Here is a 22,063-nt window from a genome sequence, read left to right as displayed (position 1 = left end):
GTGACCTTCGACGATGATGTCAAAGCCTGCGCCGCGCTGGTTCAGCGAGCGGATCCTGACCGGTTCCGCGCGACGATGGCTGCTCCGGTCGCGGCTCGCGTGGTTTTGTTTCCGATCTATGCGTTGAATGTCGAAGTCGCCCGCGCGCCATGGGTGACGCAAGAGGCCATGATTGCCGAAATGCGGCTGCAATGGTGGCGCGACGCGTTGCAGGAGATTGCAGAAGGGGCCGCTGTTCGGCGGCACGAGGTGGTGACGCCTCTGTCGCGGGTCCTGTCTCCGCATCTGGCAGGCGTACTGGATGAATTTGTTGCCGTAAGACGTTGGGATATATACCGGGATCCGTTCGAGGATCAGGAGCACTTTGACGCCTATATCAACCACAGTTCCGGATCTCTTTTCGTCGCCTCTGCACAGGCGCTGGCTGTGGCGGATGAAAGCGTGTTGCGCGATTTCGGGTACGGGGTCGGTGTGGCAAATTGGTTCCGCGCCATTCCCGAACTGGAAAAGCGGGGGCGCATACCTTTGCTTGATGGTACGACGGGCGGCGTTCAGAAACTGGCCCAATCCGCTTTGGACCGATTGCGCAAGGCGCGATCAAACCGGGGCGACATCGCACCAGAGGCGCGCCCCGCGCTGTATGCAGGTTGGTTGGCGGAACGAGTGCTGAAGCAGGCCATCGCCCAACCCGAGCGGGTGGCGGCCGGAACGCTTGAACCAGGCGAAATGCGTCAGCGACTGTCGCTGATGTGGACCGTCGGCAGCGGGCGCTGGTGATCAGACCCTTTCGGGATCGGCCGGGCGCAGAACCAGCCACAGCAATGCGCCACCTGCCAGTGTCAGCAAGGGGATCATGGCCAGGTTGACGGCGTTCCACCCCTCGATCGCGGATCCGCCCGAGCAGTTCATCAACCCGCCCGAGGCCAGAGATGCCAATGTCACACCGCCAAACACCAACAGGTCATTGAGGCCCTGCATCCGCCCGCGCTCTTGCGGTTCATGCGACGCGGCCAGCATCGTGGTCGCGCCGATGAAGCCGAAATTCCAACCAATGCCCAGAAGAACAAGGGCGACAAAAAAGTTCCCCAATTCAACGCCTTGCAGCGCAACCACCCCTGATGCGGCAAGTATGGCCAAGCCCAGAGCGACGATCTTTTCAACGCCAAACCGGGCGATCAGGTGCCCGGTGAAGAAGCTGGGGACATACATTGCCAGCACGTGACTTGTCACGATATCCGCCGCGTCATTGGCAGAAAATCCACATCCGACAACGGCAAGCGGCGTCGAGGTCATGACTAGATTCATCAACGCATAAGACACCATGGCACAGATGATCGCGACGGCGATGCGGGGTGTTTTCAGCAACTCGATCCGTGATCGCCCCTTGGGTTCATCGGCCGCAGGTTTCGCAGGTGTCGGAATGTCGAGAAAGAAGAACAGCGCCGAGCCCAGAACGTTGATGCCGATTACGGCCATATATGTTCCCAGAAAAGGGATGACGTATGCTTCAGACGTAAGCTTCACGATCTGAGGCCCGATGATGGCGGCTGCCAGCCCGCCGGCCATCACGTATGAAATCGCCTTTGGGCGGTAATCGTCTGACGCGGTGTCTGCTGCTGCAAAGCGATAGAACCCGTGTGCGCTCATATAGATGCCGGTCAGCAGGCTGCCGACAAGAAAGATGGGGAATGAACCAAGGAACAGGCCATAAGCTCCGATCAATCCGCCCAGTGCACCGGCCGTTGCCCCGACAAGGAACCCCACGCGACGGCCCCATTTTTGCATGATGGCCGAGATCGGCGTGGCTGCCAGCATCGATCCCAGAACGATCAGGGATATCGGCAGCGTCGCTAGGCAGGGGTTCGAGGCCAGCGACTGACCTGCAAGCCCGCCGACGATGAACATCATCGGCATCTGCGCGCCCAGAATGGCTTGGGCAGCCACCAGTACGGCCACATTGCGTTTGGCCTGCCGGTCGTCCGGAAGGGTTGAAATCATCGTCATGGGCGAATGGTTATCGGCTAAGTGTTTGCGGCACAAGCGGGTTGCATCTGCGTCACATGCGCCTAACCTGCCCGAAACAAAAGAGCAGGGAGGCCGCATGCCCGCGGGCCGCATCATCGAAACATCGGACTGTGTGGCCGAAGGGGCCGAGTGGCTGGCCAAAACCTGTCCGCGCATGGCGTATGCGATGGGTCAGACCGGCCCCTTGCCGCTGCGCCGCCGCCCCGATGGGTTTGCGCAATTATTGAGTGCAATTGTCAGTCAGCAAGTCAGTGTGGCTTCGGCCAATGCGATCTGGAAACGGCTTCAGGATGCAAGGTTGACCGGCCCGCGCAAGATCCTGTGGGCAACGGATGATGATCTGCGGGCAGTTGGGCTGAGCCGACAGAAGATCCGATATGCGCGGGCACTGGCCGAGGCACGTATCGACTACAAGGCACTGCGCGATGCAACTGACGCAGATGTCGTCGCCATATTGACGCAAGTTCCGGGTATCGGTGTCTGGACAGCCGAAATCTATGCCATGTTCTCACTGGGTCGCGCAGATGTCATCGCGCCCGGTGATCTGGCCCTGCAAGAGGCGGCGCGCATCCTCTATGACTTGCCTGAACGTCCAACGGACAAGGAGCTGCGCAAAATGGCCGAGGCCTGGTCGCCTTGGCGTTCGGTTGCGGCACGGGTGCTGTGGGCCTATTACCGGGTTGCAAAACAAAGAGAAGGGATCAGATGACACGGGTTTTGAATGCGCTCCGGAAAGAGCCTGTTTCGGGCGACACGCGCTCGGTCGTGGTGTTCGTGCATGGCTATGGCGCAAACGGTGCCGATCTGCTGGGATTGGCCGATCCGCTGGGTGAACACCTGCCTGACACGTTGTTCGTGGCCCCCGACGCCCCCGAGCAGATCCCCGGAATGCCCAACGGGTATCAGTGGTTTCCGATTCCGTGGATCGATGGATCTTCCGAAGAAGAAGCCCGCCGGGGCATGGAGATGGCTGTCGAGGACTTCAACGCCTTTTTGGACGCGCTGATGGTGGACGAAGATGTTCTGCCCGAACAGGTTGTGCTGTTTGGCTTCAGCCAGGGCACCATGATGAGCCTGCACGTTGCGCCGCGACGGGAAGACCCCGTGGCCGGGATCGTAGCCTTTTCAGGCCGTTTGCTGGAACCCGATCTGCTGGTGGATGAAACCGTCAGCCGGATGCCTGTCTTGCTGGTGCATGGCGACGCTGATGACGTCGTTCCCCCACAGTCCCTACCGGAAGCGGCCGAAGCCTTGCAGGCTGCGGGTTTCAAAGAGGTCTATGCCCATGTCATGAAAGGCACCGGGCACGGTATCGCCCCGGATGGGCTGAGCGTTGCGCTGGCCTTCATGCGCGACAAGCTGAGCCTTTAGTCTTTGGAACTTGATCAGCGGAGCGCCCATGCGTTCCGCACCGGATCAAGCCCACAAGTGGCCTTCGGCGAACTCGACCGAGTTTCCGGCCGGGTCGCGCACATACAGGGACCGTACGCCGCCGGGCCAGTCAAACTCGGCATCTACCGGAATATTCCAGTCCAGAAGGTGTTTGCGCATCACTGCGATTTCATCTCGTGACAGCACAAGACACACATGTCCGGGGCCGCGCGCGCCGTGGGGCGGAACCGGCATGCCGGGGTCGAGCGGCGGTTGTTCGGTCTGATCGGGATTGAAAACCAGCAGGACCGATCCGCCGATGCGATAGAAAAGATGGCGGTCGGCGACACGTTGTATGCGTTCGAGCCCAAGAACTTCGCCGTAAAACTGTTCTGCCGCGTCCAGATCATCAACATAGAGCGCCGCTTCCAGAATGGCCGAAGGGGCAGGGATGTCAGGCGTTTTCTTCATTCCCCCAGTTTAGCAGATCGGGGCAGGGTCTGTCACCGGCGTGCGCGACGGTCGCGCTTGCGTTGGGGGGCCGCGTTCAGTGTCGGCATTGGCAGACTGTCCCACTGCCCGGGCTCAAGATCATTCAGGGTCCAGTCTCCGATGCGGTACCGGATCAGGCGCAGCGTCGGCAGGCCCACGGCAGCAGTCATCCGACGCACCTGTCGGTTTTTGCCCTCACGTATGGTCAGTTCAAGCCAGCTGTCCGGTACCGTCTTGCGTTCACGGATCGGCGGGGTGCGCGGCCAGAGCATTTCGGGCTCGTCGATCCGGCGGGCTTTGGCAGGACGGGTCAGACCGTCCTTCAATTCGACCCCGTTGCGAAGCGTTTTCAGGGCAGCCTCGTCGGGGGTGCCCTCAACCTGAACCCAATAGGTTTTGGCCATCTTGTGCTTTGGGTCAGAGATCTGGGATTGCAGCTTTCCATGATCCGTCAGCAGCATCAAACCTTCACTGTCACGGTCCAGCCTGCCCGCCGGATAGACGCCCGGCAGATCGATGAAATCGGACAGCGTGCTGCGCGGGCTGTCCGAATTGGCGCGGTCGGTGAACTGCGGCAGAACATCATAAGGTTTGTTGAAGCGAATGAACCAGGACATGATCTGCGCATAGCCTGAAGATTACCCCCGGTGCAAGCTGTGGATAACTGTCATGTGCCTGTTACGGATTCGCGTTACCCCGTCTGCGACATATTGTGGAAAATCAGGGCTTGTCAGAGTTTTAACACGATATATAGTTATAAAAAGACCGGGGCGGGTGCTCCCCGCTCTGGTGTCACAAGCGGGCAGCTGAGAGCGAGGAGCGATTCTGTGATGGACGGAGACTTCAGGACCGAATTTGTAAGGGAGCCGGGTGCGCTCAAACAACACCCGGCCCTGGTTTTGAACGCCGATTATCGCCCCTTGTCCTATTACCCGCTGTCACTGTGGCCCTGGCAAGAAGCGATCAAGGCGGCCTGGCTGGATCGGGTCGATATCGTGGCTGAATATGACGAGGTCGTCCGCAGCCCGAGCACCGAGATACGAATACCCTCGGTCGTTGTTTTGAAAGACTATGTAAAACCCAGAAAGCGCGTGGCCTTCACGCGCTTTAATTTATTTTTGCGGGATGAATTCCGCTGCCAGTACTGCGGCAGCCGGGACAACCTGACCTTTGACCATGTGGTGCCACGGGCCGCCGGTGGTGTGACCAGTTGGCAGAACGTGGTGGCGGCGTGCAGCCCGTGCAATCTGCGCAAAGGGTCGAAATCGCTGCGCCAGGCTCGGATGACCTTGCGCAAGCCGCCTCGTCAGCCCGATGCCGAAGCGTTGCGCAATATCGGACGGAAATTCCCACCGAACCACCTGCATGAAAGCTGGATCGATTTCCTGTACTGGGATGCAGAGCTGGACGAGTTTTAAGCCGCGCGGGTTTTCCACGCGGCCAGCCAGATCAGGACCAGCACAGCAGAAGCAATAGCGTTCCAGCCAGCCATCGAGATGCCAAACATCTCCCAGGGGATATCATCGCACCGCACCAAAGGCGCGGACATGATTTGATCGAACAGATCGTCTGCGGACAGACCGCTGATGCTGCCGGATGTGCAGCTGCTTGGGCCTTCCCACCAGCCTTGTTCAACGCCGGCGTGAAATGCACCCACCGCCGATGTCGTCGCGGCCGCCGCTGCGCCCAGCAAAGGAAGAAAGGTCAGCCTCGGTAAAGCCAGAGCCACGGCGCCGATCGCGATTGCCACTGCATGTGGATAGCGCTGCCAGATGCACATCTTGCATGGCGCAAGCCCGCCGAGATGCTGAAAGCCAAAAGCGGCCATAAGAAGCGCCAGTGATCCTAGACTTGCCACCGCGACAAGTTGCGAACGTCTCGTCATAAGTATTTCACCACCAGGAATCCGCCAAACAGGAGGATGATGAACAAAGTGAACATTAGCCCCAGGCGCTTTTCGATGAAGTCGCGGATCGGCTCACCGAATCCCCAGAGCAGGCCTGCCACCAGGAAGAACCTCAAGGCGCGAGCCAGAATCGAGGTGGCAATGAAGGTTCCAAGCGGCATGCCGGTCCAGCCGGACATAATGGTGATGACCTTGTAAGGGAAGGGGGTCACACCAGCGGCCAGAACGGCCCAGAATCCGAAGTCGTTGAAACGGGTATTGAACTCTTCCATGGCATGGGCTTTCCCCATGGATTCCAGAATGGGCTGCCCGATGCTTTCATAGAAAAACGCACCAATCGCATAGCCCAGCATGCCCCCCAGAACCGAAGCCACCAGTGCCACGGTTGCGATCAGCCACGCCCGGGACGGGCGGGCCAGAATCATCGGAATCATCAACACATCTGGCGGAATCGGGAAGAACGAACTTTCGATGAAAGCCACGATGGCCAGCGCCCACAGCGCGTGAGGGTGTTCGGCCAGACGAATGGTCCAGTCATAAAGCGATCGTAACATAAAGCACTCAAATCCCGTTTTCGGTCTGAAGCCCAGCCAAACCATGCGCCTGACGGACCGTCAACAGTCGAGGGCGAAACAAATGGAATATTGGATGGTTTTTGCCTCTGGACCTTCGCTCGGATGGGCGCTAATCCAGTGTTCGTGGCCCAAGTGGCGGAATGGTAGACGCAGGGGATTCAAAATCCCCCGCCTTCACGGGCGTGAGAGTTCGAGTCTCTCCTTGGGCACCACATTTTTTGGCATGGCATTGATAATTAGTTGCTTTTCGGAACTGCTCTTCGTCATCCCCGAATCTATTCGCCCGAGATTTCGTTGACGCCAGCTGATTTTGTGCCGTTGGCGATTCCGCGCGCAGCGCGGTTTCTCACCACAACAAAGTGGTCTGCCGGTTGCAGAGCTTCGCCGGTATTTCCCGCTGGGAAGTGGTCTAGGTGCAAAACAATCAACCAAATGCTGCGGCGTTGTATCGCTGCTTTCGGTGAAACATTTGCCCGAATGCAAGTGCGGCTGCGCAGCCGAATTCAAATGATGCCTCAAGTCCAACTATCCTGTTGGCACCTGCCTAAAGCGCAAGAATCCCTGAACCGCCGTATGGCTAGTACGTTAGCGTAAACGGGTAAGTGTAAGAAAAACCTGTTGTATGACGGTGGGACAACGATTTTTGGTCATGGCGGGTTATAAGTGCTGGACGTCCCTCACAGCAGGGGACGTGGGTGCAAACTCTTGTGCACCCCAGACCGCCTTCGGGAAAGCGTCTTTTCCTTGCTGAATTTAGGAATGCCAAAAGGGGACATTTTTCCTGACTAAAATCGTTCCTTAGACGGGCTCGTAGTCACGGCGTCCATGAGCCATTCTTTGAGCAATTAGTCCTAACGACCCAAGTGCAACCAGAAGTAAGAATCCGGCAGGCGGAAGTGGGACTGGGGCTAGGGGATTTGCAACAGTATATTGAACCGCAGAGGGATTGCCGAAATTAAACACAGGCGAACAGGTGCTTGCTTGCGAACCCGTGCAAGCAAGAGTCTGAAAATTGTTGTTGAACGATAGGTCGATAGTTCCGAATTGCGCGCTCGCAACTACTGTTACGTCACCATCTGCATCGGGCGCATAGATAAATGCGCCACCCCCACCCGTCGCAGAAAACCCGAATGGAAGGATGGTCGTTCCAATCAGTGAGCCTGTTAAATTGTGTCCGGAATAAACATCTAACCTTAGCTGATTTGCTTGCACATCGGTGCTGGTAGAAAAGAAGGGATTTATTCCGCCGAACCCGGAACCAGCGCTGGCATTTATTGCCAAGGCCTGACTTGGACTAATCGTGATGGCAGAACTTGGATTAGCGATTAATAAGCCGCCCAACAGTGACAGTACCGCAACAAAGAACCTCATTTCCCCCTCCCAAAAATGTCGATAAAAGGCAATAAATATTAACATAATATTTTTTCAAAATTTGTGGATTCGGTCAAGAAACCCCCCAGTTGTTTTTTCGATCCGAATACGCGCTTCTCATTTGAGTGGCGGTTCGTGCTGTTTCGCGGCGTCTAGTGGCAGTTCATTTTGCTGACACTGAAACCGAGTTTTGGATTTGGAGTGACTGCATGAACCCAGACGGCTCGCTGTGAACTGATGGGGAAAGTTCGGGATTTATGCTCATATATGCGAATTGGCGCAGGTCAGACCGGTGCCGGCCTTGACATTGTGGGTATCTGAATGAAACCTCGAAAGGGTTGGGAGAAATTGGGAAATTCAAAGATTTGTAGCCGTTGCGATGCGGGCCGGTTTGTATTATCGGCACGCTTCCCTGAGCAGGTGATCAAACTTGATTTCCAACTGCCAGACAAAAAAAGTGGGAGTTAACAGATGAAAAACAGCAGCAAACTGAGCGTCGGCGCCTTCGTCACCGCAGCCCTTCTGGCTCCGGCGGCATATGCCGAAGAGTTCATTACGATCGGTACCGGCGGTGTAACCGGCGTTTACTATCCGACCGGCGGCGCGATCTGTCGTCTGGTCAACAAAGGCCGGAAAGAGCACGGCGTGCGCTGCTCGGTCGAATCGACCGGTGGTTCAGTCTACAACATCAACACCATCCGCGAAGGCGAGCTGGAGTTTGGTGTGGCCCAGTCCGACTGGCAGTACCACGCCTATAACGGCACCTCGAAATTCGAAGAAGCCGGCCCGTTCGAAGGCCTGCGCGCCGTGTTCTCGGTGCACCCCGAACCCTTCACCGTTGTGGCCCGCGCCGATTCCGGCATCACCAACTTTGAAGACCTGAAGGGCAAGCGCGTCAACATCGGCAACCCCGGTTCCGGTCAGCGCGGCACCATGGAAGTCCTGCTGGGCGAAATGGGCTGGACCACAGATGATTTCGAACTGGCGACCGAGCTGAAAGCGGCTGAACAGTCGGCAGCCTTGTGCGACAACCAGATCGACGCGATGGTGTACACCGTTGGCCACCCCTCGGGTTCGATTCAGGAAGCCACCACCGCGTGTGACTCGGTTCTGGTGAACGTCAGCGGTGAGGCCGTGGACAAGCTGGTCAACGAAAACTCGTTCTACCGCAAGGCAACCATTCCCGGTGGCATGTACCGTGGATCTGACGAAGACACCTCGACCTTTGGTGTGGGCGCGACCTTCGTGACCTCGGCCGATGTATCGGAAGATGCGGTTTACGCGGTCGTCAGCTCGGTCTTTGAAAACTTCGATGACTTCAAAAAGCTGCACCCGGCGTTTGCGAACCTGAAGCCAGAAGAGATGATTGCGGATGGCCTGTCGGCTCCGCTGCATCCGGGTGCCGAGAAGTACTACAAAGAAAAAGGCTGGATTCAGTAAACCAGACCTGACGCAGGGTGCCCAAGGGCGCCCTGCACAAAACCCGTGTGAAACGGGATTTCAGAAGGCCGAACAATGGCCGCGACGGGGAGACATTTGATGAATTCCGACACTCAATCCAATCGTCCGCTTTCCGAAGAAGAGCTTCAGGATCTGGTTGCATCTTCTGACGCAGGAGGGCGCAATCCGGTCGGGAACGTGGGCGTTTTCCTTGCGGTCGTGGCCGCGATCTGGTCGATATTTCAAGTTGTTCTGGCCTCGCCCCTGGCGAATTATGTCTTGCCCGGAAGCGTTGTGAACAATGCACGGCAATTCCATCTGGCTTTTGCTTTGTTTCTGGCCTTTGCCGCTTATCCGGCGCTCAAATCCAGCCCCCGGAACTATATTCCGGTTCAGGATTGGATCATGGGACTGGTGGGCGCGTTCGTCGCGCTGTATGGCTATTTCTTCTATGACAAGATCGTCAATGCGGGCGGTTTGGCCGACGACACCGACAAATGGGTTGCGTTGCTTGGCCTGGTGCTGTTGTTCGAGGCCGCGCGCCGCGCGCTTGGCCCGGCCATGGCAATTATCGCGACCATATTTTTGGCCTATGTCTTCTTCGGTGCCTCGGAATGGGTGCCCGAAGTTATCCGCTGGAAGGGCGCGAGCCTGAAAAAGGCGATGAGCCACATGTGGATCACGTCCGAGGGCGTGTTTGGTATCGCTCTGGGTGTTTCTACGAAATTCGTTTTCCTGTTCGTTCTGTTTGGCGCATTGCTGGATAAAGCCGGGGCAGGGAACTACTTTATCAAGATGGCCTTTGGGGCCCTGGGCCACCTGCGCGGTGGTCCGGCCAAGGCGGCGGTTGTGGGCTCGGCTGCGACCGGCCTGATCTCGGGCTCGTCGATTGCCAATGTTGTCACCACCGGTACTTTCACCATCCCGCTGATGAAGCGCGTCGGGTTCAGCAGTGAACAAGCGGGCTCGGTCGAGGTTGCCAGTTCGGTCAACGGGCAGATCATGCCGCCGGTGATGGGGGCCGCTGCATTCCTGATGGTGGAATATGTGGGCATCTCATATGTCGAGGTGATCACCCATGCCTTCCTGCCGGCTGCGATTTCCTACATCGCACTGGTTTACATCGTGCACCTCGAGGCCGTGAAGCGGAACATGCCCACGCTGGGCGACCGCGATGTGCATCTGGCGCGGACCGTGGTGGGGATGCTGGGCTTCTTCCTAGTGTTTGCAGGTCTTTGCTATGGCTCACAATTCCCGGTGGATGCCGTGACAAGCTGGGTGCCGTCGGCCGCTGGGATCGTGCTCAGCCTGATTATCTGCGCGGTTTATGTCGCACTGCTCTATCTGGCGGCACAGGTTCCGGATCTGGAACCCGACGACCCTAACGCAAAAGAGGTTACGCTTCCGGTCATCGCCGATATCTACAAAGCTGGCCTGCATTACCTGCTGCCGATCATCGTTCTGGTCTATTTCCTGATGATCGAACAAAAATCACCGGGCCTTTCCGCCTTCTGGGCCACATCGCTGCTGTTTGTCATCCTGCTGACGCAGAAGCCGCTGAAAGCGATGTTCCGGGGGCAGAGCAACCTGTACAACACTTTCATCGACGGTGTTGCCGACCTGTGGCAAGGTCTGATCGACGGGGCACGCAACATGATCGGCATCGCGCTTGCCACGGCGACCGCGGGCGTGATCGTGGGAACCGTCACGTTGACGGGTGTTGGTCAGGTGATGGCCGATCTGGTCGAGTTCCTGTCGGGCGGCAATCTGATCCTGATGCTGGTCATGGTCGGGCTGCTCAGCCTGATCCTGGGCATGGGTCTGCCAACAACCGCGAACTATATCGTTGTCAGCTCGTTGATGGCCGGGGTGGTTGTTGAGTTGGGCGCACAAAGCGGGCTGATCGTTCCTTTGATCGCTGTCCACCTGTTCGTGTTCTATTTCGGGATCATGGCCGACGTGACACCTCCGGTCGGGCTGGCCAGTTTTGCTGCTGCGGCTGTGTCGGGCGGTGATGCGATCAAAACCGGTTTCACGGCGTTCTTCTACAGCCTGCGTACCGTGGCGCTGCCCTTCGTGTTCATTTTCAACACCGATCTTCTGCTGATCGATGTGACATGGGTCGAAGGGATCATAGTGGCGATTTTTGCGACGATAGCGATCCTTGTCTTTACGGCAGGCACCATGGGGTATTTCCTGACCCACAGCCGCATCTACGAAAGTATCGCGCTGATCGCCGTGGCCTTCGCCCTGTTCAGGCCGGATTTCTTCATGGATCGCATCGCGCCTCCATACACTTCGGTCGAGCCTGCGGCGTTTGTCGAAACCATTGGCCAGACACCACCGGGAACCGAGGTTCGCATGGTGATCAGCGGGCCGGATTTTGATACCGGCAAGATGGTGGACACCACGATTGTGGTGCCAGTCGGATCCGAAGAGGGCGGTGAAGCGCGCGTCGATGCCATGGGGCTGCTGTTGCTGGAAGAGGATGGCCTTGTCAAACTTGACGAGCCGATGTTTGGATCACCGGTTGCCGAAGATCTGGCCAACTTTGACTATTACGGTGACGAGGCCGTGCGTCTGAGCTCGGTCAGCCTGCCGTCCAGCCAGCCTCCGAAGCAATTGGTCTATATCCCGGCGCTGATCCTTCTGGGTCTGATCGCTTTCCTGCAACGCGGCCGGGCCGCCAGACAAGAGGTGCTCGTATGACACGTTCCGTTCTGTGTGCCGTTGATATCAGCAATGGCGAGATTGATGCACCGGTGCTGCAAAAAGCAGCCGCACTGGCGGATATGGAAGGGGCGCAACTTGACGTGGTGACAGTGCTCCCCGATTTCGGGGAAAGCTGGGTGTCGGGGTTTTTCGAATCCGATTTTCACGACAAGGCGTTGGAGGAAGCGCAGGCCAAACTGACGGCGCTTTGCGTATCGGCCCTGGGGGCCGAGCGCAACGAAACCATCCGCCATGTGGTTGCGACAGGAACAGCTTATCAGGAGATTTTGAAGACGGCCGAAAATGCCGGCTCTGATTTGATCGTAATCGGAGCCCACAAGCCGGATTTCAAGGATTACCTGCTGGGCCCGAATGCGGCACGCGTGGTGCGACATTCCAACGTCTCGGTTTACGTGGTGCGCTGACGCGAAAAGCAGATGCCGTGCACAGAGGTGCCCAAGCCCCGACGGTCGCCTGCCGCCGTTCGGGCTCCCGCAGCCAGGTCAGTACCCCGTCATCTCGAGATACCCAACGCCCTCGTGGCTGCCGGTGACCGTGACCGGACCTTCCCAATATTCAAAACGTGTCCCCATCCAGGCGTCCGGCGTCAGGGCGGATACCTTGACGTCGATGCCTCGGTCCGCAAGCACGACGCGCCATTGCGTCAGGACGTCGCGCCCTGCCACCTGATCGGTCGCAAGCGGCTCAAGCCTGACGGATCCGTCGGGGATGGCATCGGTGCTGCCGTCTGAATTGATCCATGTGGCCGAAGTGAAATCGCCGCGACCACCGCGCAGGCGAAAGGCCATCAGCTTGTCCCCGCCCTCGAAGCTGAGCGAAAACCAATCCCAGCCGGTTTGATCCTCGGCCAGGGGTTGCGAAGACCATTCCCGGTCCAGCCAGCCCTGACCGGTGACGCGCATATCGCCATCCGGCAGGTGCAGTACGCCTTCGACTGAATAGAAGGGTTGCGAATAGTAATAGCTGGCTTGCCCGTCGGCGGATTTGACAGAATAGCCCGCTTGGCCATGAAACACCAACGGGCCTTGTGCGCTCAGCGCAAGATCGTACCCAAAATCAGCCCCGTTTGCCGTCAGGGTCAGGGTATCCATATCCGGTCCGGCCATGCGCCATTCGTCGATCCAGGCCTCGAACGGTTGCACCGCAACACCTGCCTGCCCAATCCCCCCCCGCGACAGGCGTTCGGCAAAATAGTGGGTGTCAGGCGTGGTGACAGCCGCATGGCCCATCCAGATCTGCGGGCTGTGCCATCCATCTGTTTCAAACGGTTTCAGGGCCGACCGGAAAAGGGTCCATTGGATGCCATAATCACGCCCGTCCTCGCCTTTGAGGTTGGCCGTCAGATACCACCATTCGATCCGATAGGCGGGATGAGGTCCGTGGTCTTTGGGAAAGTCGAATTCAATCCCCGCCTGCGGAACCTCGAAACCTTCCGCCGACCCTCCAAGACCTGCATAGCCCTGCGCCCAAAGAGGCGATGGGCACAAAAACACGAGAGCGGCCCAAAGGGCATTAACGTTCATTGGCGAACACCTTCAGCAAATCGGCAGGGGGCAGATGCAACATGCGCAGCGCGGGCAGGGCCGCTGCAACCAGGGCGGCCAGCAGGGTCAGCAGGAACAGCCACAACCAATCCCAGGGAAATACGAACATCGGCAACCGCCAGCCAAAGGCCTGCACATTGATCACTGCCAACAGAACCCAGGCGAGGATCAGACCAAGCGGCAACGCCAGACACGCGGTCAGAGCCGCGAGCAGCACGCTGCGCAAAAGCTCCAGCCGCGCCAGTTGCGCCCGGTTCAGTCCCAGCGCCCATACCGGAGCAATCTGAGGCAAGCGCTGGGTCCACAGGGTCAGCAGGCTGGTGAGTATGGCAAATCCCGCCACGCCGAGGGTCAGAACATTGAGCGCCGAGGTCACGACAAAGGTCTTTTCGAAGATTGCCAATGATTGCGCCTTCATGGCGGCCTGCTGGACCACGGCCTGACGCGGCAGGGCAAACCGCTCGCGCAAGGCTTGCGCCATTTCAGTCGCCTGTTCGGGGTTCAAACGGATGCCAAACCGTCGCGTTTCAGCACCTGGTGCGATCCGGTCAAGTTGGCTCATCGACACAATGGCTTGCCCGGTTGGGTTTCCATAATCCGAATAAACCCCGGCGATGGTCAGCGTGTGATCTGGGGACAGTGTCAGCGTATCTCCGGGCCAGAGGTTCGCGCGCCGTGCCAGTTGTTCGTTGATCAGAACCGCGTCTCCGGCCATGACGTCGTCCCATACGGTCGAGTTTGCCGATATCAAGGGCCAGTGCTGCCGATAGACCGGATCGTCAATGACCCCGTATAGAAACAGGGGGCCGGTTTCGTGCGACAGTTCCATGTTGCGAATTGGAAGGATGGCGTCGACCTGTGGCCGCAGCCAATCCGTGATCTCGCGTCCCTGTTCTTCGTCACGGACGGTCAGATACAGCTCTGAGGTCAGACGCTGGTCGAGCCAGCCGACAAAGGTCAGCCGGAAACTTGAAACCATTGTGCCCACACCGATATTTGCCGCGAGCGCAAGCAACAGGGCCATCAGGGCAAGCGACAGCCCGGGCAATTGGGCGCGCATGTCGGCCCAGACCCACTGCGCGATGGCGCCACGGGACCTGTTGCCAAAGACGGAAAGCGCAAAGGTCAGAAGCGCCGGCAACAAAAGCGCGGCACCCGTCAGCAATCCGGCCAACAGCACGAAACCGGCAACCAGACCACCGATGCCGAGATAGGCGATGACACCGCCGACGATCAGGGACAAGCCGAGCAAACCTGTCACAAGACGTGTGCCGGCATTGCCCTGCCAGGCTTGCACACCGGGCCCCGCCAGAAGGGGCATACGAGACAATCGCCACAGCGCATGGCCACTGGCAAACAAGGTGCCGCAGACAGCCATCGCCATCCCGGCAAACACCCAATGGGGGTGCAGTGTCAGCTGTCCGGTCACGGGCGCACCATACAGGCCGCGAAGGGTTGCTGCGACATCGGGCAACAACGCTCCGGCCAGAAAGAACCCAAGAAGCAGACCCAAGGTTCCACCGATCAGGGCCAGCCCCGTCAGTTCGGTCAGGATCAGGAAGACCAGCCGCCGCATCGAAACGCCCAGTGCACGCAGGGTGCGGATCATGCCTCGGCGTTGGGCAAAAGCCAGCCCGACGGTGCCGTTCACGATGAACAGGCCAACGGCAAAGGACAACAGGCCAAAAGCCGACAGGTTCAGGTGAAAACTGTCAGTCAGCCGAGCAGTATCGACTTGCGAGGATGGGCTGGCGCGCTCCAGTTCGGGCGCGACTTCGGCCAAAGGTGGCCGATCACGCGGCTGATCTGGCAACACAATGAGGCGCGAGATGAAACCGGTTTGGTTCAGCAGGGCTTCGGCTGTGCCGATATCCGTCAGAATTACGTCTGGTGGCAGCGCCGTGGTGAACGAAACCGGCGGAAGGTTGTTCTGGTCGCGCAACAGCGGCTCCAGCTCTGCCGCGACCAGAAGTCGCCCCGGAGCGGTCAGCATGTCCGCCGGCTCAGTCGGCGCGGCGCTTTGGCCGGCTTCGGTGACGGCTGGCAGGGCCGGGTAGGCGACCATGTCCACACCCATCAGGCGCAATGTGCGGCCCTGGATTCGATAGGGGCCCTCCAGGACGGCCGCCACCTGCCAACCAGCACGACGCAGATCGACGTAACGAGAAACCGGGATCAGACCGGAAGGATCGCGCAGCTCGTCGAACTGCCCAAGGGCAAGCTGCGCGTTGGCCCGGGCATAGCTGGCGCGCGCTTCGGCATTGATGGCCTGAACCGCGGACCAGAGACCGGTGGCCAATGCGATGCCGGTCAAAAGCGTCGCCAGTTGCAACCAGTGCACCCGCCAGTGTGACGTCAAAGCCTGAATGACGGCGCGTGTCATTGGATACGACCACCGCAGAGCTGGACGGTTCGATCCAGGCGGGCCGCAATCTGTTGGGAATGCGTGACCAACAGAAGCGCTGCGCCGGTATCAGCCACCAAGGCCAACATCAGATCCAGAACCCTTGCGCTGGCGGTTTCATCCAGATTGCCCGTGGGCTCATCCGCCAGCAGCAGTTTCGGACGCGCAGCCATGGCACGACCAATCGCGACCCGCTGCTGTTGCCCGCCGGACAGGTTTTCGGGATATCGGTCCAAAAGATCGGACAGGCCCAAGCGTTCGGTCAGATGCGCGGTCCAATCGGCATCCTCGGAGCCGGCAAGGCGGGCGTGAAAGGAAAGGTTCTGCGCAACGGTCAGCGAAGGGATCAGATTGAACTGCTGAAACACCAACGAAAGCTGACTGCGCCGCAATTCAGCCCGCCCGGCATCGTCCAGATGGGACAGAGGCGTTCGGTTCAAGATGATTTCACCGCTGTCGAAACAATCAAGCGCCGCGGCAAGGTTCAGCAGAGTGCTTTTGCCACTGCCGCTTTCGCCGGTCAGGGCCAGTGTCCGCCCTTCATCCAACGTCAGCGACACGTCGCGCAGAACCGGGCGCCCGCCGGGATAGGTTTTCTGAACACGGTCGATGGTCAACAGCATGATCTGGCCTTTTTTCTTCCAAGGATGTGCGACGGAATTCCAAACTGTCCAGTGCGGACCCGCACTCGGTTCCATTCGCCGCAGGCGTTCTTCACGATCGCCGGGGTTGTGCCCTGCACCTCAACGGGTCATTCTGCTCGGACGGTACACTGTCGTAAATCGGGATGAAAAACATGACGTTGCTGCATCAGATCGTTTGGGGCAGTACATTTCTGGCGCTCTGCTTCTTGGTCGAGATTCTTTTGTTGACCTGGTGTACCGTCACGATCATCAAGTGGGATGAAAAATGGTCGGCCAAGGGGGTGTTCTTTGGAACGGCAACACCAATCGCGGTATCTTTGGCCTTTATTGTCGCGACGCACACTATTCAGGTCTGGATTTGGGCCATCGTCTGGGTGTTGCTTGAGGTTCTGCCGGATTGGAACTCGGCCATCTATTTCTCATTGGTGACGTTCACGACCCTGGGATATGGCGATATCGTTTTGGGCGAAGGGTTGCGCATCTTTGGGTCTTTTGCCGCGGTTGCTGGTCTTCTGGCCTTTGGTCTGTCGACCGCTTATCTGGTGGCGATGATGACGCGCGTCTTTCAAGAGAAGTTCTTTACCTAGAGGATAGGCGCAAACAACCGCGCCAATGGGGCGCCAAACCGGATATGCGCGGGTTGCTGGGCCAGACTGCGCGTCAATTCATAGCTTGCCTCGAAATCCGCGCGCAGCATGTGATCAACAGCCAGGGCTGCGCGGGCATCGAAAAACAGGGCCATCGCCTCGAAGTTCAGCCGGAAGGACCGGTTGTCCAGATTGGTCGTGCCGACCGCAGCCAGCGTGTCGTCTACCACGAAAACCTTCTGGTGCATGAAACCGTCCGTGTATCGGAACACGCGTACGCCGCAATCTCGGATTTCGTCGAAATAGGCAAAAGCAGCCAGCCACGGCAGCCGATGATCAATCATATCCGGGACAAGGATGCGCACGTCCACACCGCGCATCGCTGCATGTTGCAATGCGGTCATGACGTCGATGTCGGGCACAAAATAGGGCGAGGCAATCCACAATCTTTCTTTCGCCTCAGCGATGGCCGAAAAGAACATCATGGCGCCGGTTTCGGTTTCGTCTCCGGGTCCGGTGGCCACCAACAGGGCATTCATGTCTTGCTCGGCCTCGCTGCCTGCCCAGTCGAGGTCGTCAATCAGGTCTTCATCGCGGGCCCAGTGCCAGTCTTCGGTGAAGATGAGCTGCAATTGCCGGACGATGTGGCCGGTCATCTTGATATGTGTGTCGCGCCAATGGCCGAAATGCGGGTCTTCGCCCAGATATTCAACACCCACGTTGTGACCGCCGATAAAGCCTGTTTCACCGTCGATGATGACGGTTTTGCGATGGTTCCGGTAATTCAGCTGAAACCTGAAATTCGGCCCGCGTTGTTCGCGCGGGTCGGCCACGTCAATTCCGGCGTCGCGCATTGTGTCCAGATAGGTGTTTGCCAATCCATAGCTGCCGACGGCATCGGTCATGAAACGGACATGCACCCCGCGTTTCGCAGCCTCGATCAGCTTGGTCTGAAGCTGTCGGCCCAACGCATCGTCTCTGACGATATAGAATTGGATCAGGATGTAGTTCCTGGCCTCGTCTATCGCCTGAAAAATGGCGTCAAACGTTGCCTGGCCATCGATCAGAAGCTGAGCGCCATTGCCACTGGATACCGGAAGATGAGCCAGAAATTCGAATGGTCGTGGATTGACCGACATCGTGGATGGGTCAGGTCTGGAGTAGTCAGCAAAGGTCTTGATGCCTTCGACGACCCGTTCGCTTTGTTGGCGCGAGATGCGGTAGCCGCGAAACCTGTGATGCCCCAGAAACAGGTACATCGGAACCGCAAAGATTGGCGCCGATACCAAAAAGACCACCCAGCCAACGGCTCCTTGCGGTGTGCGCGCGGTTTGTGCCGCGCGCACCGAAAACACAACTGCAGTTGCGTACAACGCAAAAACGAAGATGGATACAAGCAATGTCCACATGGGCGTTAAGTCTTTCGGGTCGTTCAGTTTCCTCCAGTGTAGACCCGCGACCAGTCTTTCGCCATATCGACGATGATCCAGCCTTTGTCCGGCCCCTGATCCAGACCGTCAACCAACCGCCCAATCGGACTTTCCCGATCATAGGCCCATTCACGTTCGGCATCCGTATGGTGGATCAGAACACCCAGCCGTGGTCCGCTACCCGAGGTTGTCCAATCCAGCATGGCGAAATCGCCGTCTGAGTTTCCTCCGGCCAGAATGGGGCGTTTGCCGATCGTGCGTTCGATGTTGATGGGTTTGCCTTCCTTGTCGTCGATGAAGGCAATCCCGGGGGCCTTGATGACAGTCGGAACGCCATCGACATCTTCGAATGTCGAGTTTCCATATGTGCCCAGAACCTGTTCCGGCGGAATGCCATAGGCCTGTTCCGCGAAGACCCGCATGAAGTGAATGCCGCCGCCCGAGACAATATAGGTCTTGAACCCTTCGTCCCGAAGATAGCGCAACAGCTCGACCATGGGCTGATAGGTCATCTGGTCATAGGGCAATCCGGTGTCCGGGTGTCGGGCCTCGGCCAGCCATTCCGCGACTTGGGCCTGAAACGCCTCGACAGTCGTTCCGGAATGTGACGCGTTGACAACTTCGATCAACGCATCGTGGCCCCCTTGAAGAACCGTCGCAAGATCACCTTCGGCAGCGGCTTTCAAAGCGGGTGTGGTCAGGATCGAAGGATCTTGTTCAGCCAGTTCAGAAAGCCGATCCATGGCAAAGATTAACTGGAAATAAACCGGCTGTTCGGCCCAGAGTGTGCCGTCATTGTCAAATACCGCGATCCGATCTGAAGGCGTCACATAGTCAGGTCCTTCCGCGTCGGTAACACTGGACACGAATTCAAGGATCGCCTCTTTTGCCGCTGTGGCGTTCCAACTGGGCAGCGGATCAGCGAGCAGGGATACGGGAACACAGGTCAGAAAGGCACCCAAAAGAACGTGTTTCATGAAGCTCTCGATATCTGTTGTATTGAAGAAAGGCCGCCCTGCGCAGGGCGGCCTACAGCGTGGGGCCGCCGGGCCTAGTTGTTGGTCGGCGTTGTAAGCTTCTCCATGACCTGATCTAGGTTGAAGCTGGCTGCTTTCTGACGTGGCGGGAACTCCTGGAACGTGCTGAGGAAATTGCCAACGTATTGCTGGGCGGGCACAAGGAAATAGGCCCGGTCCAACAGCCAATCGTAATAGGTGTTGGACGTGCGGTACGCGCGTTCATACGGATCGCGGCGCAGGTTGACGATCAGCGGGATGCGCAGTTCGGTCCATGGCTCGATCCAGGCACGCAACGTGGCCCAGGCTTTCTGCTCCAGGAAGATGAGCTTCCAGTCTTCGAAGCGCAGCGCCGTGAGGTCACCATCATCCGAGAAATAGAAGATTTCTTTCCGGGGGCTTGCCGCAGTCTCACCAGTCAGCAGCGGCAGAATATTGTAGCCATCAAGGTGCACCTTATAGTCGCGACCCATGCCCGATGAGCTGTAGCCAGCCTTCAGCTTTTCCTTGATGTCCGGATCGCCGGCCACGGCGAGGTAAGTGGGCAGCCAGTCCATGTGATGCACGATCTCGTTGGTGACTGATCCGGCCTCGATCTTGCCCGGCCAGCGTACCATCGACGGAACACGCCAACCACCTTCCCAGTTGGTATTCTTCTCGCCCCAGAACGGCGTGGCAGCCGCATCCGGCCAGGTGTTCATGTGGGGACCATTGTCAGTGGAATAGTGGACGATCGTGTTGTCGGCGATGCCAAGCTCGTCCAGCAGATCCAGCAGCTGACCTACATGCATGTCGTGTTCGATCATACCGGCGGTGTATTCATCAGCGACCCGCCCCGACAACTCATTGGCCTTGGCGCGCATCTCGTCTTTGACGTGGGTGCGGAAGTGCATGCGGGTGCCGTTCCACCAGACATAGAAGGGCTGACCTTGCTCATGCGCCCGCTTGATGAAGTCGATGGCTGCGGCCACGGTTTCGTCATCTACCGTTTCCATGCGCTTGCGGGTCAACGGTCCGGTGTCTTCGATCGTGCCATCCGCTTTGGATTTGATGACGCCGCGCGGGCCATAGGCCTCGCGGAAGGTACGCCCATCCGCCAGAACGCGATCACCCGGATAGTCTTCGTTTTCCGGCTCTTCTTCGGCATTCAGGTGGTAAAGATTGCCAAAAAACTCATCAAAACCGTGGTTTGTCGGAAGATGTTCGTCTTTGTCACCAAGGTGGTTTTTGCCGAATTGACCGGTCACATAGCCGTGGTCTTTAAGAAGCCCCGGGATAGTTGGGTCTTCAACCTGCATTCCGAGATCTGCCCCAGGCAGGCCGACTTTGGAAAGACCGGTGCGGAACACGGATTGCCCCATGATGTATGACGAACGGCCGGCGGTACAGGATTGTTCACCGTAATAATCGGTAAAGATCATGCCTTCTTTGGCAACCCTGTCGATATTGGGCGTCTGATATCCCATCAGACCCATGGTATAGGCCGAGATGTTGGATTGACCGATATCGTCGCCCCATATCACAAGAATATTGGGCTTTTGATCCTGCGCCCAGGCGGGCACGGCAAGGGCGACAGTTACGGTCGCCACTGCGAACCGGCGCAGTGTTCTACGCCAATTATCTGCAATCATTCGTGGAGAAGACATGAAGTGCTCCTGATCAGTCGAGCCTTAATGACCCGGAAAATTGAAATTTAATTGAAGCCGCTAGCTTATAACTTGAAGCTGCAAGCAAGTTCTTGATTGCCCGAATAAAAACAATTTCTTGTTCGGGCAGTGAACACAGCTATTTTATGCGATGAAACGTATCGAAAACTTATCATATGATCACTTTGAAAGATACAAATGTTTGATTCTGATGACGATATGCGGATTCTGGCCAAGACCGACTGGTTTGGCACGCGCGATTCAAAGTTTCAGAGCGATCTTATGACGTGCGCAATTCAAAGAACCTTCGATTCCGGAGAAACCCTGTACCGCCACGGCGACCGCGCCAACGGTATTCATGCGGTGCTCGCAGGCGCGCTTCAGATCACGGCACCTGCCGATGATGGACAGGAATTCGTATTGCATCAGGATGGATCAGGATTCTGGATCGGGGATCTTGCGCTGTTTGCCGAAGCCAAACGCCTGGTCAGCGTCGTGGCAACGCAAAAGACCCGCACCTTGTATTTTCCCGGCTCGCGGGTGGAAAGGCTGGTTCAGAAGAACCCGGAATACATCCGTGATTTCTATGCGTTGACGCATGAAAACATGAAGACTGCACTGCGCATCATGGCCAATCTTGCGGTTACGGGGTCTGAAAAGCGCCTTGTGTTGCGCCTGTTGCATCTTGACGAAGGTGCTTTGAGTTCGGACGGATGGATTGTTGTGTCTCAGGAAGAACTTGCTGAAATGGTTGCGGTATCTCAGCCTACCTTGCATCGGCATCTGCATCATCTGGCAGATCTGGGGCTTGTGGAATTGGGGTATGGCCGGCTGCGGTTGATCGACCGGCGCAAGCTGATCAGCAACTGTCAAAGTTGA

The 22,063-nt window shown here is 57.9% G+C and carries 21 protein-coding genes and 1 tRNA gene; 10 read left to right on the top strand and 12 right to left on the bottom strand.

All coding sequences use genetic code 11. The annotated features are described in order from the left end of the window. On the top strand, positions 1-777 hold the full coding sequence (locus FIU92_RS08045; RefSeq protein ID WP_152459858.1) for a squalene/phytoene synthase family protein: 777 nt from the start codon (positions 1-3) through the stop codon (positions 775-777). Here FIU92_RS08045 and FIU92_RS08040 read toward each other — a convergent pair whose 3' ends face one another. Then, positions 778-2,004 carry an MFS transporter gene (locus tag FIU92_RS08040; RefSeq protein WP_152458078.1) on the bottom strand — a complete coding sequence of 409 codons (1,227 nt, stop codon included), beginning with the start codon at positions 2,002-2,004 and terminating at the stop codon, positions 778-780. 97 nt (positions 2,005-2,101) lie between these two features. On the opposite strand from FIU92_RS08040, the gene FIU92_RS08035 reads away from it, so the two are divergent. Together FIU92_RS08035 and FIU92_RS08030 are read left to right on the top strand one after the other, a co-directional pair. Continuing rightward, complete coding sequence (locus FIU92_RS08035) at positions 2,102-2,734, top strand: DNA-3-methyladenine glycosylase (RefSeq protein ID WP_152458077.1); 633 nt, start codon at positions 2,102-2,104, stop codon at positions 2,732-2,734. Beyond that, positions 2,731-3,396 carry an alpha/beta hydrolase gene (locus tag FIU92_RS08030; RefSeq protein ID WP_152458076.1) on the top strand — a complete coding sequence of 222 codons (666 nt, stop codon included), beginning with the start codon at positions 2,731-2,733 and terminating at the stop codon, positions 3,394-3,396. Before FIU92_RS08035 ends, FIU92_RS08030 begins: the two co-directional genes overlap by 4 nt. A 45-nt stretch (positions 3,397-3,441) precedes the next feature. Here FIU92_RS08030 and FIU92_RS08025 read toward each other — a convergent pair whose 3' ends face one another. Beyond that, positions 3,442-3,867 carry a VOC family protein gene (locus FIU92_RS08025; protein ID WP_152458075.1) on the bottom strand — a complete coding sequence of 142 codons (426 nt, stop codon included), beginning with the start codon at positions 3,865-3,867 and terminating at the stop codon, positions 3,442-3,444. A 32-nt stretch (positions 3,868-3,899) separates the two neighbouring features. Continuing rightward, positions 3,900-4,505, bottom strand: a complete 606-nt coding sequence (locus FIU92_RS08020) for an rRNA large subunit pseudouridine synthase E (protein ID WP_152458074.1) — start codon at positions 4,503-4,505, stop codon at positions 3,900-3,902. 213 nt (positions 4,506-4,718) lie between these two features. Between FIU92_RS08020 and FIU92_RS08015 the strand changes: the two genes are divergently transcribed. Beyond that, positions 4,719-5,306 carry an HNH endonuclease gene (locus FIU92_RS08015; RefSeq protein ID WP_152458073.1) on the top strand — a complete coding sequence of 196 codons (588 nt, stop codon included), beginning with the start codon at positions 4,719-4,721 and terminating at the stop codon, positions 5,304-5,306. On the opposite strand, the gene FIU92_RS08010 is transcribed toward FIU92_RS08015, so the two are convergent. Together FIU92_RS08010 and FIU92_RS08005 are read right to left on the bottom strand one after the other, a co-directional pair. Further along, the gene (locus tag FIU92_RS08010) at positions 5,303-5,773 is read right to left on the bottom strand and encodes a disulfide bond formation protein B (RefSeq protein ID WP_152458072.1); all 471 of its coding nucleotides are present in this window, start codon (positions 5,771-5,773) and stop codon (positions 5,303-5,305) included. The genes FIU92_RS08015 and FIU92_RS08010 overlap by 4 nt on opposite strands. Beyond that, positions 5,770-6,348 (bottom strand): YqaA family protein, encoded by a 579-nt coding sequence (locus tag FIU92_RS08005; RefSeq protein ID WP_152458071.1) that lies wholly within the window; start codon positions 6,346-6,348, stop codon positions 5,770-5,772. The genes FIU92_RS08010 and FIU92_RS08005 overlap by 4 nt, the downstream gene beginning before the upstream one ends. Before the next feature lie 147 nt (positions 6,349-6,495). Here FIU92_RS08005 and FIU92_RS08000 point away from each other — a divergent pair. Further along, positions 6,496-6,581, top strand: a tRNA-Leu gene (locus tag FIU92_RS08000). Positions 6,582-7,167: 586 nt separating this feature from the next. Here the strand turns inward: FIU92_RS08000 and FIU92_RS07995 are convergent. Next, positions 7,168-7,785, bottom strand: coding sequence for a hypothetical protein (locus tag FIU92_RS07995; RefSeq protein ID WP_152458070.1), 618 nt, complete (start codon positions 7,783-7,785; stop codon positions 7,168-7,170). 426 nt (positions 7,786-8,211) lie between these two features. On the opposite strand from FIU92_RS07995, the gene FIU92_RS07990 reads away from it, so the two are divergent. The 3 genes from FIU92_RS07990 to FIU92_RS07980 all read left to right on the top strand — a co-directional run bounded on the left by FIU92_RS07990 (position 8,212) and on the right by FIU92_RS07980 (position 12,317). After that, complete coding sequence (locus FIU92_RS07990; RefSeq protein WP_152458069.1) at positions 8,212-9,180, top strand: TAXI family TRAP transporter solute-binding subunit; 969 nt, start codon at positions 8,212-8,214, stop codon at positions 9,178-9,180. A 99-nt stretch (positions 9,181-9,279) separates the two neighbouring features. Then, complete coding sequence (locus tag FIU92_RS07985) at positions 9,280-11,889, top strand: TRAP transporter permease (RefSeq protein WP_152458068.1); 2,610 nt, start codon at positions 9,280-9,282, stop codon at positions 11,887-11,889. After that, positions 11,886-12,317 (top strand): universal stress protein, encoded by a 432-nt coding sequence (locus FIU92_RS07980; protein ID WP_152458067.1) that lies wholly within the window; start codon positions 11,886-11,888, stop codon positions 12,315-12,317. The genes FIU92_RS07985 and FIU92_RS07980 overlap by 4 nt, the downstream gene beginning before the upstream one ends. Positions 12,318-12,395: 78 nt before the next feature. On the opposite strand, the gene FIU92_RS07975 is transcribed toward FIU92_RS07980, so the two are convergent. From FIU92_RS07975 to FIU92_RS07965, 3 genes are read right to left on the bottom strand one after another with little or no spacing between them, the layout of a single operon-like run. Further along, positions 12,396-13,436 (bottom strand): lipocalin-like domain-containing protein, encoded by a 1,041-nt coding sequence (locus FIU92_RS07975; protein WP_152458066.1) that lies wholly within the window; start codon positions 13,434-13,436, stop codon positions 12,396-12,398. After that, entirely contained in the window at positions 13,426-15,840 is a 2,415-nt protein-coding gene (locus FIU92_RS07970; protein WP_152458065.1) for an FtsX-like permease family protein, read from the bottom strand. The genes FIU92_RS07975 and FIU92_RS07970 overlap by 11 nt, the downstream gene beginning before the upstream one ends. Further along, positions 15,837-16,484 carry an ABC transporter ATP-binding protein gene (locus tag FIU92_RS07965; protein WP_152458064.1) on the bottom strand — a complete coding sequence of 216 codons (648 nt, stop codon included), beginning with the start codon at positions 16,482-16,484 and terminating at the stop codon, positions 15,837-15,839. The genes FIU92_RS07970 and FIU92_RS07965 overlap by 4 nt, the downstream gene beginning before the upstream one ends. A 173-nt stretch (positions 16,485-16,657) precedes the next feature. On the opposite strand from FIU92_RS07965, the gene FIU92_RS07960 reads away from it, so the two are divergent. Then, complete coding sequence (locus FIU92_RS07960; protein ID WP_152458063.1) at positions 16,658-17,092, top strand: ion channel; 435 nt, start codon at positions 16,658-16,660, stop codon at positions 17,090-17,092. On the opposite strand, the gene cls is transcribed toward FIU92_RS07960, so the two are convergent. From cls to FIU92_RS07945, 3 genes are all read right to left on the bottom strand, one after another. Then, positions 17,089-18,501, bottom strand: coding sequence for a cardiolipin synthase (gene cls / locus FIU92_RS07955; protein WP_152458062.1), 1,413 nt, complete (start codon positions 18,499-18,501; stop codon positions 17,089-17,091). The genes FIU92_RS07960 and cls overlap by 4 nt on opposite strands. Positions 18,502-18,524: 23 nt before the next feature. Continuing rightward, complete coding sequence (locus FIU92_RS07950) at positions 18,525-19,499, bottom strand: HAD family phosphatase (protein WP_152458061.1); 975 nt, start codon at positions 19,497-19,499, stop codon at positions 18,525-18,527. Between the two features lie 74 nt (positions 19,500-19,573). Further along, positions 19,574-21,184, bottom strand: a complete 1,611-nt coding sequence (locus tag FIU92_RS07945; RefSeq protein WP_152458060.1) for an arylsulfatase — start codon at positions 21,182-21,184, stop codon at positions 19,574-19,576. Positions 21,185-21,382: 198 nt separating this feature from the next. On the opposite strand from FIU92_RS07945, the gene FIU92_RS07940 reads away from it, so the two are divergent. After that, complete coding sequence (locus FIU92_RS07940) at positions 21,383-22,063, top strand: Crp/Fnr family transcriptional regulator (RefSeq protein ID WP_152458059.1); 681 nt, start codon at positions 21,383-21,385, stop codon at positions 22,061-22,063.

It is taken from the genome of Ruegeria sp. THAF33 (assembly GCF_009363615.1).
GTDB lineage: Bacteria > Pseudomonadota > Alphaproteobacteria > Rhodobacterales > Rhodobacteraceae > Ruegeria.
This window is presented reverse-complemented; position numbering and strand designations above follow the sequence as displayed.

Coding starts and splice junctions, on each gene's coding strand:
- FIU92_RS08040 (WP_152458078.1), bottom strand. CDS start 2,004: ATGACGATGATTTCAACCCTTCCGGACGACCGGCAGGCCAAACGCAAT.
- FIU92_RS08035 (WP_152458077.1), top strand. CDS start 2,102: ATGCCCGCGGGCCGCATCATCGAAACATCGGACTGTGTGGCCGAAGGG.
- FIU92_RS08030 (WP_152458076.1), top strand. CDS start 2,731: ATGACACGGGTTTTGAATGCGCTCCGGAAAGAGCCTGTTTCGGGCGAC.
- FIU92_RS08025 (WP_152458075.1), bottom strand. CDS start 3,867: ATGAAGAAAACGCCTGACATCCCTGCCCCTTCGGCCATTCTGGAAGCG.
- FIU92_RS08020 (WP_152458074.1), bottom strand. CDS start 4,505: ATGTCCTGGTTCATTCGCTTCAACAAACCTTATGATGTTCTGCCGCAG.
- FIU92_RS08015 (WP_152458073.1), top strand. CDS start 4,719: ATGGACGGAGACTTCAGGACCGAATTTGTAAGGGAGCCGGGTGCGCTC.
- FIU92_RS08010 (WP_152458072.1), bottom strand. CDS start 5,773: ATGACGAGACGTTCGCAACTTGTCGCGGTGGCAAGTCTAGGATCACTG.
- FIU92_RS08005 (WP_152458071.1), bottom strand. CDS start 6,348: ATGTTACGATCGCTTTATGACTGGACCATTCGTCTGGCCGAACACCCT.
- FIU92_RS07995 (WP_152458070.1), bottom strand. CDS start 7,785: ATGTTAATATTTATTGCCTTTTATCGACATTTTTGGGAGGGGGAAATG.
- FIU92_RS07990 (WP_152458069.1), top strand. CDS start 8,212: ATGAAAAACAGCAGCAAACTGAGCGTCGGCGCCTTCGTCACCGCAGCC.
- FIU92_RS07985 (WP_152458068.1), top strand. CDS start 9,280: ATGAATTCCGACACTCAATCCAATCGTCCGCTTTCCGAAGAAGAGCTT.
- FIU92_RS07980 (WP_152458067.1), top strand. CDS start 11,886: ATGACACGTTCCGTTCTGTGTGCCGTTGATATCAGCAATGGCGAGATT.
- FIU92_RS07975 (WP_152458066.1), bottom strand. CDS start 13,436: ATGAACGTTAATGCCCTTTGGGCCGCTCTCGTGTTTTTGTGCCCATCG.
- FIU92_RS07970 (WP_152458065.1), bottom strand. CDS start 15,840: ATGACACGCGCCGTCATTCAGGCTTTGACGTCACACTGGCGGGTGCAC.
- FIU92_RS07965 (WP_152458064.1), bottom strand. CDS start 16,484: ATGCTGTTGACCATCGACCGTGTTCAGAAAACCTATCCCGGCGGGCGC.
- FIU92_RS07960 (WP_152458063.1), top strand. CDS start 16,658: ATGACGTTGCTGCATCAGATCGTTTGGGGCAGTACATTTCTGGCGCTC.
- cls (WP_152458062.1), bottom strand. CDS start 18,501: ATGTGGACATTGCTTGTATCCATCTTCGTTTTTGCGTTGTACGCAACT.
- FIU92_RS07950 (WP_152458061.1), bottom strand. CDS start 19,499: ATGAAACACGTTCTTTTGGGTGCCTTTCTGACCTGTGTTCCCGTATCC.
- FIU92_RS07945 (WP_152458060.1), bottom strand. CDS start 21,184: ATGTCTTCTCCACGAATGATTGCAGATAATTGGCGTAGAACACTGCGC.
- FIU92_RS07940 (WP_152458059.1), top strand. CDS start 21,383: ATGTTTGATTCTGATGACGATATGCGGATTCTGGCCAAGACCGACTGG.